Source organism: Microbacterium hominis NBRC 15708 (assembly GCF_001592125.1).
GTDB lineage: Bacteria > Actinomycetota > Actinomycetes > Actinomycetales > Microbacteriaceae > Microbacterium > Microbacterium hominis.
Genome location: NZ_BCWI01000001.1, coordinates 68,017 through 82,855, shown reverse-complemented (window position 1 = coordinate 82,855; position 14,839 = coordinate 68,017). Strand labels below are relative to the sequence as shown.

Here is a 14,839-nt window from a genome sequence, read left to right as displayed (position 1 = left end):
CGGGTGCCTTTGGTCGTCACGTCTCGATAATAGACCAGTCTATATATTTCCTCGCAATCCGGAGACGGGACCGCGGACGCCGTCCGCCCCGTGAGCCCGCCCGCCCCGAACGACGCTCACGACGTGGGCGATCCCATCGCCAGCCATTGCTCGCCCGTGACCTCGGGATGATCGAGCCAATAGCTCCCGTAGTAGTCGATGAACGGCGCGTACCCGTCGAGGATGCGGCGAAGCTCGGCGACGGCATCGAGCCCCTGCGGAGCGAGATCGACGCGGAGATCCAGACGATGCCGACGCTGTCCGCGGACGGCTGTGATCATCGACGACGACAGGTGCTGGCGCCCTTCCCCACCCGCGCCGAGTCCCGCCTCCAGGGCGCGCATCAGCCGCTCTTCGAACGGCACGTCGGTGCACTCTCCGAACGATTCCTCCATCGCCACGAGGACTTCGGGGCCGACCAGCCCGTTCCCGAGGACGGCATAACCCTCCCCCACGCGGTGACCCGCGTACAGGCCGGGCTCGACGTGATCCCCGGTGTGGGCGGCGACGCGGCCGTCGTCGAGGACGACGCCGATCTGACGGTAGTGGAAGTGCGGATCGGTTTCGGCCAGCCCCGCGAGGATCAGCACGGGATCCAGGCCCGCACGCCCTCGGTCCAGCGCCCGGAGCCCCAGCCTCCAGTCGGAGTGCCACTGGCTCGTCACCGCCGCCTCCCCCGATACCTGCGGGCACCGCGATGCGAGTGCGATGGACCCCGTGCCCTGGCAGACGCCGACCGCGCCGGTCAGCGGGTCTCGAGCGACGATGCTGAAGGTCATTTCGACGTGATCTCCCATCGTACGACGACCTTGCGGAGCACCCGCACGATGAGGTTCAGCACGATGCCGAGCACCGACAGAATGATGAGGAGCGCGAACACGGCCGCCGTCTCCATCCGACCCTGCGCTTGCAGAATCAGCACGCCCAGGCCCTTCTGCGCGCCGACGAACTCGGCGACGATCGCGCCGATCATCGAGTTGGCGACGGCCAGCTCCAGGCCCGAGAAGATCTGCGGGAGGGCAGCGGGGAGCATGAGACGCGTCTGGATCTGCCAACGCGTGGCACCGTTCACCCGGAAGAGGTCGACCTGGTCGCGATCCACCCCGCGGAAGCCGTGCAGCGCGTTGACGAGCATCGGGAAGAAGGCGAGCAGCACGACCACGACGACCTTCGAGGGCATCCCGAAGCCGAACCAGATGATGAACAGCGGAGCGATCGCGACCTTCGGAATGGACTCGATCGCCACGATGTAGGGGAACACCACGGCGTACACCGTGGGGAACTGCGCCAACACGACCGCCAACGCCAGGCCCGCTGCGACGCCGATCGCGAGCCCCGTCAGGACGATCGTCATCGTCGAGGCGGCGTTCTCCACATAGCGGGGGAACGCCCTCGGGTCGAAGAGGGCGGAGAGCACATCGCTCAGCGGCGGCACCACGTACTCGGGGGTGTTCGTCCAGCCGGGCACGAACTGCCAGACCAGGAGCAGCAGAGCCAACAGGCCGAGCGAGCCGACAGCGCGCTTCGTCGGCGTGTTCACCGCGCGACGCCTCGTCGTCACGATCTGAGTGTTGACGGTCATGAGTTCACCTCGAAGTGGCGTCGGATGTGGGAGGTCAGAGCGGCGAACTCGGGGTCGCCGAGCAGGTCGGGGGTACGCTCCTTGCCGAACGGCACCTCGACGATCTCCGCGATCCGGCCGGGCCGGGGAGTCATCACCACCACTCTCTCGGCGAGGAAGACGGCCTCGGCGATGCTGTGGGTGATCAGCACCGCGGTGGTGCCGGTCTCCCGCCAGATCCGATTGACTTCGACGTTCAGGGCGTCGCGGGTCATCGCGTCCAGTGCTCCGAACGGTTCGTCCATGAGAAGCACGGCGGGGTCGTGCACGAGTGCGCGACAGATGGCGGCGCGCTGCTGCATGCCCCCGGAGAGCTCGTGCGGGTGCTTACGGAGAAAGTCCTCGAGCCCCACCATCGTCAGCAGCGCGGTGGCATGGCGACGATCGGATGCCGTCACGCGTCGCTTCAGGCTCAGCGGAAGCAGCACGTTGTCGAGGATGTTCAGCCACGGCAGCAGCGTCGCCTTCTGGAACACCATGCCCGCCTCGCCCCGCGGCGCTCCGATGGGCGTTCCGGAGATCGTGGCCTCACCCTCGGTGTGGCCTTCCAGCCCGGCAAGGATCCTCAGCAGCGTCGTCTTGCCGCATCCGCTCGGACCGAGGATGGAGACGAACTCGCCCTCCCCGATGCTGAGGTCGACGTGCGAGAGAGCCGTGACCGTGCCGGTGCGGGTCTGATAGACCTTCGACAGATCAGTGATCTCGATGAGGTCGTTCACGGAGCCTCCAACCCATAGACACGACAAAGGTTCTCGTTGAGCACGCGGCCCGCCAGCCACTCGGCCTGCGTGGTGCTCCACAGGCGGTCGGACACCCCGGCGGCGAGCGCGCGATCCAGAAGCAGCCGCCCGCGCGCGGTGGCCGCGACGTGGAACTCGGGCTGGCCGGTATCGGTGCCGAACATGATCTTGTTGGCGGGCAGCAGCTCCAGCCACTCCTGCAGCATCCGCTCGAGAGCGTGATGGTGGAGGTACGGCATCCACGAATAGTCGACGTACACGTTGCCGTGCGCCTGCGCGATCGCCGCCAGGTAGGAGGTGTACGGGTAACCGCCGTGGATGAGGATCACCCGCAGCCGGTTGAGCGCCGGGTCGGACAGCAGCGGCTCGAGGTTGCGCGGGTCGGCGCCCGTGAGCAGCAGTCCGGGCTCGGCGTGACCCATGCCGGTGTGGATCTGCACCGGCAGCTCGCGTTCGACGGCCAGCTCGGCGATCGCGAAGACGAGGAAGTCGGCGACGATCGTGTGGGCCTCGCCCTGCAGCGCGGCCGGGTCGGTGCGCAGCTGCTCGTAAGCCGCCGTAGCCTCCTCCCGCGACCGCCGGACGAAGTGGAGGGAGCGCACGTAGGCCGAGGCGATCTTGAGCCCGACGAAACCGCTCTCCTGCCGGCGGATGATCGAGGACCGGACGAACGCCACGTACTCCCCCAGCGTCGCCGGTGGCGACGCGAGGCCATGTGCGCTGAGCAGATCTGCGAGGATCGACGCGAACACGCGCTGGAAGCGCGGGCTGTCCGAACCCCGGCGCCGGAAGGGCGGGTGCCCGAACGGGTAGAGGTAGGGATCGATGCGGGCGACCGGCTTGTACTGCGCGTGGGGCCACAGCGCGGAATCGATCCAGGGGATGTCGGTGAGCACCGCCGCCGTGTGAGAGAGCTCCAGCGCCTGCCCGTAGAGCCCCGGGAAGTCGGCCCGGCGGCGCTCCGCGCTCATGCGCACCTGCTCCGCGTGGGGAATGTCGCCGTAGAGCGCCCGGCCTCCGTCGGCCAGGGCGACCGCGTGCACGGTCGTGGCCTGGAAGGCGATGCTCTCCTCGAACAGCGCCCGGATGCCGTGTTCCCGGTCGAGCCGGTCGAGTTCCTCCCCGTCGTGGCGACCGCGCGCGGCGACGAAGGCGTCGAACACGTCGACCGGAAGCTGCGCCTCCACGTGTCCCATCGCGTTCTCGCGTTCGAGGGCGTCGATCCCCTCCAGCTCCTCGCCGGGCCGGACGTAGCCGGCGTGGGAGTGGTGGTCGATCGCGGGGACCCCCGCGGTGTAGGTCAGGGTCGTCATCCGGCAGCGCTCCAGTTCTTCGCCTCGGCGATGACGGCGTCGCCGTCGAAGTCGTTGTAGGCCTCGACGAAGGTGTTCGGCGCGGCGGCGACGGCGTCGACGGCGGAGTCGATGATCCCCGCGTCGAGGGCGAAGCTCGCCCAGGCCTTCAGCGCCGACTCGTCGTAGGCGCCCCAGGTGCGAGAGCCCTCCGGGTCGCCGGCCGTGAGCAGTTCGATGCGACGCTTCAGCGCCACCAGGTCGATCGCGAGCTGGTCATCGATGGAGTTGCCGGCCACGAGGGTGTCGGGGTACTTGTCGTACATGATGCGCAGCGCTGCTTCGGGGTTCGTCGCGGTGAACAGGGTGGCCTTGGCCATGGCGCGACCGAACCCTTCGATCGCCGCAGCGTTCTTTCCCGCATAGTCGGTGCTCGTGAAGTAGGTCGTCGAGAAGAGCGAGGCCACCTCATCCGTCGTGAAGTAGCGCAGCGGCGTCCCCTGGGCCTCGAAGGCGGCGTACTCGGTGTCCCAGAGCGACAGCGCGTCGACCTGTCCCGTCTTCAGGGCCTGCAGGGCCGCCGCGCCGGTGCCGACCGCGAGGTGCGAGTAGTCGACGTCGGGAGCGAGCCCGACCGAGGCGAGGATGCCCTCCGACAGGAGCATGTTCGAGGTGCCGAGGCTGGCCTGGCCGATCACGGCCCCGCGGAAGTCCTCGAGCGACTGGATGGGGCTGTCGTCGAGCACCGCGAGTGATCCGGTCTGCTTGCGGATGTAGTTGTAGACCAGCTGCAGGTCACTGCCCTTGGTCATGGCCTGCAGGATCGGCTCGGGAGGCGTGCTGCCGACGTCGAGCGACCCGGCGTCGATCCCCTGGACGATCGACGTCGAGTCGCCGGTGACGACGATCTCGACCTTGAGCCCCTCGTCGGCGAAGTATCCCATCGCCTCGGCGACGGCCATCGGCGAGTTGTTGGCCCCCATGTTGGTGGGTAGGCCGAACTGGATCGTCGTGGAGGCGCTTTCGGCGCCGGGCGATGCACTCGCACACCCGGCGAGGGCGGCGGCGAGGGCTGCGGTGGCGAGCAGGGCGGCGGTACGGCGGACGTGCATGATGTTCTCCTAGCGCGGGACGGGTGGTGCGCGGATCCGGGAATCCGGGGAGGGAATGGAACTCGGACGGGGCGGTGCGTAGTGGAGCAGGTGAAGCGGGTGGCGGTGCTGTTTTCGGCATCGCCGATCACCGGTGCCGTGCGAACATCGCGTCGGCGCCGGGAGTCTGAGGACGTGGTTCAGTCCACGGCGGGAAGGGGGGCGTCAGAGGGCGGGGTGACCACCCACAGGGCCTCGCCGGGAACGTCGCCGATGTTGACGATGCTGTGCGGCGTCGAGGATCGGTAGTCCAGGCTGTCGCCCGTCTCGAGGATGTAGTCCTGGTCGCCGAGGTGGAAGCGGAAGCGACCGCGCAGGATCACGCAGACTTCCTGCGAGTCGCCGTGGGTGTAGCTCTCGCTCCCCTCGCCGTGACCGGGTTCATACTCCGACACGAGCACTTCGACGTTGCCGAGCGGCGGTTGGGTGATGCGGAAGTGCCGCACGGAGTTGCCTGCCGCGAGCATCGGTCGCTCGGCGCGACGGAGGACGGTGCCCAGCGCGGGTTGCGCGCTGAAGAGCTCGGTCCACGGAACGCCGAACGCGGCGGCGATCCGTCGGACGACGTCCAGGCTCGTGTTGGCCTGGCCGTTCTCGATCTGACTGACATAGCCCGCGCTGATCGACGCGCGCCGCGCCAGCTCGCGCGTCGACATCTGGCGCAGCATGCGCAGTTCACGCACCCGGGCACCGAGATTGCTGTCGTCCACGGCGATCCTCTCGTCACTAAACAGCATGTTTACGCTGAGTAAGCACACTGTATACCGGGTGCGCTTTCGCAACAATGACCGCCGTGTTTCCGTGATGTAAAACGCTGTCGGAGCCGGCCGGATGCTGAGGATGTCGCGGTCGCGCAACGCGAGCGCGGCGCGACCTGGCAGGCGATCGGCGGCGCCTTGGGCGTGAGCCGGCAGGCGGCGTTCCAGCGGTTCGGCAAGCCCATCGACCCCAGGACGGGAGAACTCATGAACACGACACCTTTGAGCGACGGCGCGGAGCTGGCTCGATCCGTCATCGACGACCTCGTCGCGGGCCGATGGCAGCTCGTGTCCGCGCGCTTCGATCCGACGATGCGCAAGAACCTGTCAGACGACGCGCTCGCGGCAGCCTGGGCGCAGATCGCGGCCACCTCGGGCGCCTTCGAAAGCCACGGCGATCCCGTCGTGACGCGAGCCGCCGACGTCACGATCACGAACACCCCTCTCTCGATGGAAGCCGGCGATTACACCGCCCGCATCGCGTTCCGCGACGACCGGACCATCGCGGGACTCCACATCCTCACCGAGCCCACGCCATGACCGGCCGAACCTCCCGAAGCGATCTCGTGACCGACGCGGGCGGAACGGGCCGGCTCCGTGGAACCGACATCCGTTCCATCGTGATCTTCGTCGTGATCGCCTTCGCCCTCGCCTGGCTCGTGGCGCTTCCGCTCTGGCTCGGCGACGGACTCGCAAGCCCGGCGTTCCCGATCATCGCGGTCGCCATGATGGCGACAGCCACCCTCGCGGCGCTCACCGTGGTGGTCTTCGTCGAACGGCCGCCGTGCAAAGCCCGAGCCCTCGGGCCAGCAGACCATCACCGCGCAACTGCAGGCGCTCGGCAGAAACGAGCTGCCGCTCCCGATCGGCGTGCTCGTCTTGCTGCAGCTCCTCGCACTGCCGATGGCAGCGTTCATCAACCTGGTCCCGGCGCTCGGCGAAGAGCTCGGCTGGCGCGGATGGCTTCTTCCGAAGCTCATGCCTCTCGGGGCGATCCCCGCGATCCTCATCTCGGGCGTCATCTGGGGACTGTGGCACGCGCCGCTCATCCTTCTCGGATACAACTACCCGGGCGTTCCGGGGTGGCTCGGTCTCACCGCGATGACCGAGATGTGCATCGTCTTCGGCGCGATCTTCGGCTGGCTTCGCCTCCGATCCGATTCCGTCTGGCCCGCCGCTCTCGCCCACGCCGCATTCAACGGCGCCGGCGGCACCTACCTCCTGTTCGCGATGGCCGGTGAGCGCATCGACACCACGCAGGCGACCGTCCTCGGCTGGAGCGGCTGGATCGTGCCCCTCGCCCTCGTGATCGTCCTCGTCGCCTCCGACCGGTTCCGCCGTCCGTCGCCCGCACCGCTCCCGGACGAGCGGTCAACCACCCGTGCCGCGGCGGAAGCCTCCTCCCGGAGAAGGCGAGCGGGCGATGAGCGGCAACCGACTCACCATCACCGATCGCCTCGTCCTCACCGTGACGAAGCCTCAATCCACGTAGAGCGACAGTCCGAACGGCAGGAGCACGGCGAGCGAGTCCGGATCGAAGAGCACTCCCCGCGCGAGTTCTGGGCCCGAGAGCGCCAGATGGAGGCGAAGTTCTCCGACGCCGAGCACGCCTCCCGGGCGCCCTGGCACCCGGATGCGGGTCAGGGCACTCGCGACGCCGCGGAGGAAGGCTTCGAACGCAGCCTGCCGCGCGACCGCGTCGTCTTCGACGATGCGCGCCGACCTCACGACGACCCCCTGCCACGAACCCCGCGTGAGCACTCTGCCGGCGAGCGCATCGGAGACGACGGCGACGACAGCGTGGTCTTCCGACCACCACATCGCACTGGCGAGAACAGTCGGCTGCTCGTCGTCATCGATCACGAGGGAGTATCCATCCGTCGCCGCTCTCTGTGAGGCGCTCCCGCGTCGTGCGCGTCGCCGGCCGTCGCGAGTCGCTGCGAACCGTGCGGAGGCTGCGGGCACGCCATCGCCCGTCACTGTGGTCGACGGCGATGGGGTGCTCGAAGGTCTGACTCACGAGGTCGGTGGTGAGCGTGTCGTGCACGGGACCGGCGGCGACGACGGCGCCACGGGCGATCAGGAGGGCGTGGGTGGCGGCTTCGGGGATCTCTTCGAGGTGGTGGGTGACCAGCACGGACGCGAGATCGGGATCGCTCGCGGCGAGTCGGTCGACCGTCTCCAGCAGCTGCTCCCTGGCGGCGACATCGAGTCCGGTCGACGGCTCGTCGAGCAGCAGGAGCGCGGGCTCGCTCATCAGCGCGCGGGCGATGAGCGCCCGCCCCCGCTCGCCCTGGGAGAGGGTCGGCCATCGTTCTTCGGCCTTCCCGCCGAGGCCGAGCAGGTCGATCAGCTCGGCGGCTCGGCGGCGCTCGGCGGCGGTGGGCTGCCAGCGCATCATGAGCTCGGTGGTGCCGGTGACCCCGGTGAGGACGACGTCGGTGATCGTGAGCGGCGAGTCGAGCGGATGCCGCGGGTCGACGTGCCCGATGCGGCGACGCAATGCGAGCAGTTCGACACGACCCACACGATGGCCGAGCACATCGACGGTGCCGGTGGTGGGGAAGGAGCGCGCGCCGAGAAGGCCGAGGATCGTGCTCTTGCCTGCCCCGTTCGGGCCGATCAGCACCCAGTGCTCGCCCGGCGCGATCCGCAGCGAGACGCGGTTCAGGATGCTTCTCCCGGCCCTGCGGAACGTCACCTCGTCAAGCACCACGACGGGCTCGACGACCGCCGCACTCACGCGAAACCCGCCTTGAGGGCATCGAGATGGGCGCGGCTGGCGCGGGCCGCGACATCCGGCATCCGGTCGGCGACCGCGTCGACCACGACGACGTGCGCGTCGTGATCCGCGTGCGCGTCGGGCACGGTGCGGAGGCGGAGCATGTCGACCATCGCGCGCCGCACCCGCGGCACGAACCCGTCGAACAGCTCGGTCAGCACCTCGTTGTGCGCGGCGACCACGATCGCGCGGTGCAGCGCCATATCGGCATCCACATGCTCCTCGACGCTCTGCCCAGGAACCGTGCGCAGGTCCAGTGCCCGTCGGATCGCGCGCAGATCGGACGGCGTGCGGCGCGTCGCTGCGAGGCTCGCCGCCTCGACCTCGATCGCGGTGCGGGCCTCGAGCACGGTGACGATGTCGGTGCGGCGCAGCACCTGCTCCCAGTCGTCGGGCGCCTCCAACGCCGTCACATACACCCCCGACCCATGACGGGAATCGAGGATGCCGCGGCCGGCGAGCTGGCGAATCGCCTCCCGCACGGTTGACCGTCCGACTCCGAGCTGCGGCGCCAGCGTCGTCTCGCCGGGGAGCTTGGCGCCGAGCGCCCACTCCCCCGCGCGGATGCGCGCGAACAGCGCGTCGGCGGCCTGGTCCGCCAAGGGGACACGTCTGAGTTGAGTCATCTCGTCTCCTCTACTTGTCTGAGGACTTCTGCTAGATTCTACCCGTGCTCACCGCAAACCTCCTTCTTCTTCGCCGCCACGGCGGGGCGTAGCCGGACCGGCTCCCCGCCGTGGGGCTGAACACTGCCCCGGTCTTCCCCACGAGACCCTGAAGGACTCCTTGTCATGACCACCACGATCGCCCCCTCCTGGAATCGGCAGCGCCCCTCCGGCATGCCCTCGCACCGCTACACCGACGCCTACTCCCGTGTCGACGTGCCCCTGGGCGCAGACCGGCAATGGCCGAACCGACGGCTCACCCAGGCGCCGTTGTGGGTCCCCGTCGATCTGCGCGACGGCAACCAGGCCCTCGCGGAGCCCATGGACCCCACCCGCAAGCGCCGGTTCTTCGAGTTGATGGTGCGGATGGGCTACACCGAGATCGAGGTCGGCTACCCCTCCGCGTCGCAGACCGACTACGACTTCGTCCGCCTCATCGCCGAGACCGACATCGCCCCCGACGACGTCACGATCGTCGTGTTCACCCCTGCGCGCCGCGACCTGATCGAGCGGACCGTGGAATCGATCCGCGGCATCCGCAACGACGTCGTCATCCACATGTACACCGCGACCGCCCCGACCTGGCGCGACACCGTGCTCGGCAAGGACCGCGACGAGCTGCGGGAGCTGATCCTCGCCGGCGGACGGGACGTGCTCCAGTTCGCCGGCGACCTGCCGAACGTGCGGTTCGAGTTCAGCCCCGAGGTGTTCAACCTGACCGAGCCCGACTACGTCATCGAGATCTGTGACGCGATGACGGAGTTGTGGGATGCCAGGCCCGAGCGCCCCGTGATCCTGAATCTCCCCGCCACCGTCGAGATCGCCACCCCCAACGTGTACGCCGACCAGATCGAGTACATGCACACCCACCTCGCCCGCCGCGACGGCGTCATCCTCTCCGTCCATCCTCACAACGACCGCGGCACGGGGATCGTCTGCGCCGAGCTCGCCGTCCTCGCCGGCGCCCAGCGGGTCGAGGGCTGCATCTTCGGCAACGGCGAACGCACCGGCAATGTCGACCTCGCCACCCTCGCCCTCAACCTGCACGCGCAGGGCGTCGACCCGATGATCGACTTCTCCGACATCGACGAGATCCGCCGTACCGTCGAGTACTGCAACCGCATCGACGTGCACCCTCGACACCCCTATGTCGGCGATCTCGTGCACACCGCGTTCAGCGGCACCCATCAGGACGCCATCAAGAAGGGCTTCGCCGAGCATCGCGCCCGCGCTGCAGCGGAAGGGCGCGACGAGAGCGAGATCGCCTGGCGGGTTCCCTACCTGCCCATCGACCCGGCCGACATCGGCCGTAGCTACGACGCCGTCATCCGCGTGAACTCCCAGTCGGGCAAGGGCGGCATCGCCTACCTGCTCCAGACCGAGTTCGGCATCGAGCTCCCCCGCCGGCTCCAGATCGACTTCGCCCGCCATGTGCAGCATCACACCGACACCACCGGCGGCGAGGTCACCGCCGAACAGCTCTGGGATGTCTTCTGCTCCACCTACCTCACCACCCCCGTCGACGCTCCGATCGAGCTCGTCGACGTCGTGACGACCGACACGAACACCCGCATCACCCTCCGCGCCGGCGGCATCGAGGACACCACCACCCACGACGGCAACGGACCCGTCGACGCACTCACCACGGCGCTTGCACGACACGGGTTCGCGATCGAGATCCTGAGCCTCTCCCAGACCAGCATCGGCACCGGAGCAGACAGCGAAGCCCTCACCCTCATCGAATACCGCCGCGGCTCACGTACCGCATGGGTCGCCGGCAAGGACCGGTCTGTGCTCACCGCCTCGTTGACCGCCGTCATGAACTCGATCGCGGGCGCCGAGGATCGGATGCGGCCGGGGTCCATGGTCACCTCAGTCGTCACGCCGGATCGACGTGAAGACGCCCGGGAGTGACGCGACCCGGGCCTCTCAGTCGAAGACCTCGTTCAGGAAGGTCTTCATCGCCGTCCAACTGCGGCGCTCGGCGGTGGCGTCGAAGAGGGCGCCGTGCTCGGGTGCGTTCGCGTCGGGGAGGGTGAAGGCGTGCATCGCATTGGCGTACGTGACGACCTGCCAGTCGATCTCGGGAGCCGTCCGCAGGTCGTTCTCGAAGGCGAGCAGCGCATCGTCCGGGGCGACGGGGTCGGCCGCCCCGTGGAGGACGAGCACCTTGGCTGTGATTCGCTTCGCCTCCCCCTCCGGACCGGTGAGCAGGCCGCCGTGGAAGCTCACGACGGCGTCGACGGGGGCGCCTGTCCGGGCCAGCTCCATCACGGAGGTTCCGCCGAAGCAGTAGCCGATCGCCGCGGTGCGCGCGGGGTCGACGGACGGCTCGGCGAGCAGCCGCTCGAACGCGGCCGCGAGCCGCTGTCGCCACAGCGCGCGATCCTGGTAGAAGCCACTTGCGACGGCGGCGGCATCCTGAGGTGCGGGGCGGACGTCCGCCCCGTAGACGTCCGCGGCGAACGCCGCGTAGCCGAGACGGGCCAGCATGTCGCAGCGCATCCGGACGTAGTCGGTCACACCGAGCCAATCGTGTACGACGAGAATGCCTGGGTAGGGGCCGCCCCCGGCGGGACGGGCCTGGTACCCACGAAAAGCGACACCGTGCGCGACGTAGTCGACGTCGCCGGAGACGACCCCGCCCGCGGGAAGAGCCTCGCGGTCGAGGATCTCGTTCAGGTTCTGGGCGTAGGTGGTCATCTGGTGCTCCTCTGTGAGGGAAGACAGGGCGGCGTCCGCGCGTAGGCGACCGTGACTCCCATCCTCCAAAGGACAGGAGTCACGCACGGGCCCTTCTTCCGATCAGGGACCCTCGTACGATCATCACGATGAGCGCCACGAGACTCAGCGGCACCGAAAAGAACGCGAGATCGAAGGAAGCTCGCCAGCTCCCCTGCCCCCAATACTCGTAGTCCCAGTACGCATCAGCAAACGCCGTCACCGGCCACACCAACGAGCCCCACACGAAGAGCACGAGAAAGGTCACGTGATCCCCGCGCACGCGTCGGTCGAGAACGTGCAGATGCCAGTGCAGAACACCGATGACGGAAGCCTGGAAGACGGCGACGAGCGCAACCTGCCCGGCCAGGTACTCCCGCTGGCTGGCGGAGAAGGTCGCTGCATTGCGAAGGACGAGGAACTGATCGGGAACTCCTTGGAGCACGAAGATCGCCGCGAAGACCACGAACGCGACCACCGCGATCAACCACAGACTGGGGCGTGGCACCGGCATCCTCCCCCCACTCACCCGCGCATCGCTATCCACGGAACACGTTTCAGGCCGCTCAGTTCGCGCGGCGCCGGTCGCCCATCGCGTCAGTGAGATGCGCCATGATACCGACACCGTGCCGTACAGCCCTGGGCAGAGGTGACCTCCTCGGGCAAACTACCCTCTGGATGGAGGAAGGCAGTGTCTCAACGACCTCGAGGTGGCCGCGAACGTCGAGTACGGAAGCTACCGATGCTGAACAGATTCCTGGCCGCGGCGGTGGTCTGTACCGCTGGAGCAATTGTCCTGACAGGGTGCGAGACGGGTGCGGGTTATGGAGTCGCTGCTCTGCGCCAGGCGAGCGGCGGCTCAATCCGAGTCGCCATATGTGCCCCGACAGACGCAAGCAGATTGAGTTTCAGCGTCCGCGACCTCACCACGTCGAAGGAGTGGACGACCGTCGCGGAGTACGAAGGGAAGCACACGTTCACACGTGGAGAGGAGGTTGACCTCGGCGAACCAGTCGCCGGCATGCAGCTGACCCATAGCGCGCAGCTCTCCGCCCAAAGCGGTCAGGAGTACACCCTTCTCGTCGACGGGCAGTCCGAGCGGACGGTGTATTGGAGCGCTGTCGACTGGACCAGAGTCGGAAGCGGTTGGCTCCAGGTGAATCACTCGGCGAACCTGCCGGCCGTGACTGCCCACGCGTGCCCGGACAGGTGACGCAGTTTCGAGCAAGCCGTTCTAGCCCGAGGGTCTCGTGGATTCTCACGATTGTGGTGAATCACCACCGGGAGGGAGATCGATCTCGGTACGCGGCAACGGTGAGCGGATTCCGGCATCACGACGACGCCGCCGCCTGTACCGGTGGCAGGCTGGGAGCGCTCGTCCATTCCAGGCACGTTCGACGGAGGTGTCCCGGAAGGCAAGCCGAATCAGCCGCACTCATGCGCAGCGAGCCGCGTTCAGCTGGGTAGCCATTCCACCCCGCCGCGGAGAGGCCTCCACCCGAACCGAGCTCGCTCCAACTCAACTTCGTCGGAGTCGCGGGGCAGCCACTCGACACCCCACTCATCGAGCAGCGATGCGACCTCATCGTTGCCTTTGAAATACATGTCACCCGGAACTCCGGCCACGGGCGGTGGGTCCACCACCAACGTCCACCACTCGATCATGGTGTCCGGGTAGACGAACAGAAGGCGGCCGACCCAAGGGCCGGATGTCACGCGCCCTATTCGGCCCTGATGACCCCAGAAGCTATTCGTTAGTTCCATGTCAGAACATCCTCGGGTGGATCACGTGGAGATTTGCGTACCGGGTGTTGCCGCGAAAACCATACGTCAGATTGGAGGAGGCCCCAAATCTCCCCTTCCAGGCAGAAGCGCGACACCCGTTCAACGCATTCTGGTGCGCTTCGTGGCCGACGACACGGAAGCGGAGCGGTGTATTCCATCCGCGGACGGATCGAGCAGATCGAGCGGTTGGACAACCCAGTGCTCACCCTCAGACACGACGAAGCCCCGACGAGAAACAATTCCTCATCAGGGCTTCAGACCGTCGGGATGACAGGATTTGAACCTGCGACCCCTTGGAGAGTTCGGGCGATTTCCGAATCCCACCGGATGTCTTGAGAACCCTCGCGTTCCCTTGTGTTGACAGGGAACCGGACGGTTCGAATGCTCCGATTGTATCCGGTCGACTCGGGTCGTCCCTGGGTGATTGAGGTGGCAAAGTGATGGCCGCTCCCCCCGCGGCCGCCACTGACGATCCAGTGATGCCGCCCCAACCCCTCGCGCTCGGGGGCGGGGGCTTTCGGCCCGCTACCCCGCTACCCACGCTTCCCGAGCGAGGGCAAACCCCCCGAGACCGTCCGCACACTCCGCCGCTTCTGCGTCTTCGTCCGTTGCTTCGCCGTCGGCTCGGCGCCGCCCTTGCACCAATGTCCCGAGGGGCGCTTGTGCGCTACGAGTCGCGTCGGCGACGCTTGCGACCGAGCGACCAAAGCGTCGCACCTCGGGCAGACCATCTTGCCGCGCGGAGAGGTCGACCCCTGCTCCTTCGCCTGCGCGCGCCGTCTGCGCTCGGCCCGCTCGAGCTTGGCCGCCTCCCGCTGCTCCCGCAACGCTGCTATTCGCGCCACCGTCTCGGGGGTCGGCTCCACAAACGTCGGGCGCTCCCCCGAGCGCGCCGTCCGCGTGAACGAGCACACGACGCCAGCACTAGCCTCGTGCGCCTCGACGTATCCGCCGGTGACGATCCGCGCACGCCGACCGCACTCCGGGCAATCGAACTCCACCGCCATCGTCGCCATCCTCCGCGCCGAGTCTACGAGCGCGGCGCGCAGCGCCGCTTCTGGAGCAGCCGCGGCCGCAGCTCAGTAGACCTGCCCCCTGCCGTTGCTCGGCAGCAATCGAGTGCTCGGGGCGCTCCAAAGTCTCGGTCGGGCGGATGTGGGCGAGATCGCCACCGACGTCGATGCACACAGCCGGGATTCACCCGAGGGTAGTGGGGCTCGCTCGGCCGCGATCAATCAATGCCCTCTCCCACTCGCGCAGGTGAGTCGCAGCGCACCTCCAGTTA

General features: G+C 68.0%; 14 protein-coding genes. 4 read left to right on the top strand and 10 right to left on the bottom strand.

Annotated features, from left to right (window positions below; translation table 11 throughout):
• Positions 1-116: 116 nt before the first annotated feature.
• The 6 genes from MHO01S_RS00415 to MHO01S_RS00390 all read right to left on the bottom strand — a co-directional run bounded on the left by MHO01S_RS00415 (position 117) and on the right by MHO01S_RS00390 (position 5,553).
• Positions 117-818: a DUF1028 domain-containing protein gene (locus MHO01S_RS00415; protein ID WP_060958800.1), complete on the bottom strand. Its 702-nt coding sequence runs from the start codon at positions 816-818 to the stop codon at positions 117-119.
• The gene (locus tag MHO01S_RS00410; RefSeq protein WP_060958801.1) at positions 815-1,621 is read right to left on the bottom strand and encodes an ABC transporter permease; all 807 of its coding nucleotides are present in this window, start codon (positions 1,619-1,621) and stop codon (positions 815-817) included. Before MHO01S_RS00410 ends, MHO01S_RS00415 begins: the two co-directional genes overlap by 4 nt.
• Positions 1,618-2,379, bottom strand: a complete 762-nt coding sequence (locus MHO01S_RS00405; RefSeq protein WP_197425746.1) for an ABC transporter ATP-binding protein — start codon at positions 2,377-2,379, stop codon at positions 1,618-1,620. Before MHO01S_RS00405 ends, MHO01S_RS00410 begins: the two co-directional genes overlap by 4 nt.
• Positions 2,376-3,713, bottom strand: coding sequence for an amidohydrolase family protein (locus tag MHO01S_RS00400; protein ID WP_060958803.1), 1,338 nt, complete (start codon positions 3,711-3,713; stop codon positions 2,376-2,378). Before MHO01S_RS00400 ends, MHO01S_RS00405 begins: the two co-directional genes overlap by 4 nt.
• Complete coding sequence (locus MHO01S_RS00395; RefSeq protein ID WP_060958804.1) at positions 3,710-4,804, bottom strand: ABC transporter substrate-binding protein; 1,095 nt, start codon at positions 4,802-4,804, stop codon at positions 3,710-3,712. The genes MHO01S_RS00400 and MHO01S_RS00395 overlap by 4 nt, the downstream gene beginning before the upstream one ends.
• 179 nt (positions 4,805-4,983) lie before the next feature.
• Complete coding sequence (locus tag MHO01S_RS00390) at positions 4,984-5,553, bottom strand: helix-turn-helix domain-containing protein (RefSeq protein WP_060958805.1); 570 nt, start codon at positions 5,551-5,553, stop codon at positions 4,984-4,986.
• Between the two features lie 255 nt (positions 5,554-5,808).
• Between MHO01S_RS00390 and MHO01S_RS00385 the strand changes: the two genes are divergently transcribed.
• Both MHO01S_RS00385 and MHO01S_RS16185 read left to right on the top strand, forming a co-directional pair.
• On the top strand, positions 5,809-6,141 hold the full coding sequence (locus tag MHO01S_RS00385; protein ID WP_218016043.1) for a DUF3887 domain-containing protein: 333 nt from the start codon (positions 5,809-5,811) through the stop codon (positions 6,139-6,141).
• A gap of 363 nt (positions 6,142-6,504) precedes the next feature.
• On the top strand, positions 6,505-7,497 hold the full coding sequence (locus MHO01S_RS16185; protein WP_255266051.1) for a CPBP family glutamic-type intramembrane protease: 993 nt from the start codon (positions 6,505-6,507) through the stop codon (positions 7,495-7,497).
• Here the strand turns inward: MHO01S_RS16185 and MHO01S_RS00375 are convergent.
• Complete coding sequence (locus tag MHO01S_RS00375; protein ID WP_082734075.1) at positions 7,454-8,344, bottom strand: ABC transporter ATP-binding protein; 891 nt, start codon at positions 8,342-8,344, stop codon at positions 7,454-7,456. The two genes, MHO01S_RS16185 and MHO01S_RS00375, sit on opposite strands and share 44 nt — an antisense overlap.
• Complete coding sequence (locus tag MHO01S_RS00370) at positions 8,341-9,009, bottom strand: FadR/GntR family transcriptional regulator (protein WP_060958806.1); 669 nt, start codon at positions 9,007-9,009, stop codon at positions 8,341-8,343. The genes MHO01S_RS00375 and MHO01S_RS00370 overlap by 4 nt, the downstream gene beginning before the upstream one ends.
• A gap of 165 nt (positions 9,010-9,174) precedes the next feature.
• Here MHO01S_RS00370 and MHO01S_RS00365 point away from each other — a divergent pair, with 165 nt between their 5' ends.
• On the top strand, positions 9,175-10,962 hold the full coding sequence (locus MHO01S_RS00365; protein ID WP_060958807.1) for a 2-isopropylmalate synthase: 1,788 nt from the start codon (positions 9,175-9,177) through the stop codon (positions 10,960-10,962).
• 15 nt (positions 10,963-10,977) lie between these two features.
• On the opposite strand, the gene MHO01S_RS00360 is transcribed toward MHO01S_RS00365, so the two are convergent.
• Together MHO01S_RS00360 and MHO01S_RS00355 are read right to left on the bottom strand one after the other, a co-directional pair.
• Positions 10,978-11,751 carry a dienelactone hydrolase family protein gene (locus MHO01S_RS00360; protein WP_060958808.1) on the bottom strand — a complete coding sequence of 258 codons (774 nt, stop codon included), beginning with the start codon at positions 11,749-11,751 and terminating at the stop codon, positions 10,978-10,980.
• 79 nt (positions 11,752-11,830) lie between these two features.
• Entirely contained in the window at positions 11,831-12,256 is a 426-nt protein-coding gene (locus MHO01S_RS00355; protein WP_157553715.1) for a hypothetical protein, read from the bottom strand.
• Positions 12,257-12,670: 414 nt separating this feature from the next.
• On the opposite strand from MHO01S_RS00355, the gene MHO01S_RS00350 reads away from it, so the two are divergent.
• Positions 12,671-12,982: a hypothetical protein gene (locus MHO01S_RS00350; RefSeq protein ID WP_060958810.1), complete on the top strand. Its 312-nt coding sequence runs from the start codon at positions 12,671-12,673 to the stop codon at positions 12,980-12,982.
• The last annotated feature ends 1,857 nt before the right edge of the window (positions 12,983-14,839 follow it).

Bases quoted from the DNA above. Each gene is read 5' to 3' on its own strand.
- MHO01S_RS00415 (WP_060958800.1), bottom strand. From the start codon at position 818: ATGACCTTCAGCATCGTCGCTCGAGACCCGCTGACCGGCGCGGTCGGC.
- MHO01S_RS00410 (WP_060958801.1), bottom strand. From the start codon at position 1,621: ATGACCGTCAACACTCAGATCGTGACGACGAGGCGTCGCGCGGTGAAC.
- MHO01S_RS00400 (WP_060958803.1), bottom strand. From the start codon at position 3,713: ATGACGACCCTGACCTACACCGCGGGGGTCCCCGCGATCGACCACCAC.
- MHO01S_RS00395 (WP_060958804.1), bottom strand. From the start codon at position 4,804: ATGCACGTCCGCCGTACCGCCGCCCTGCTCGCCACCGCAGCCCTCGCC.
- MHO01S_RS00385 (WP_218016043.1), top strand. From the start codon at position 5,809: ATGAACACGACACCTTTGAGCGACGGCGCGGAGCTGGCTCGATCCGTC.
- MHO01S_RS16185 (WP_255266051.1), top strand. From the start codon at position 6,505: ATGGCAGCGTTCATCAACCTGGTCCCGGCGCTCGGCGAAGAGCTCGGC.
- MHO01S_RS00370 (WP_060958806.1), bottom strand. From the start codon at position 9,009: ATGACTCAACTCAGACGTGTCCCCTTGGCGGACCAGGCCGCCGACGCG.
- MHO01S_RS00365 (WP_060958807.1), top strand. From the start codon at position 9,175: ATGACCACCACGATCGCCCCCTCCTGGAATCGGCAGCGCCCCTCCGGC.
- MHO01S_RS00360 (WP_060958808.1), bottom strand. From the start codon at position 11,751: ATGACCACCTACGCCCAGAACCTGAACGAGATCCTCGACCGCGAGGCT.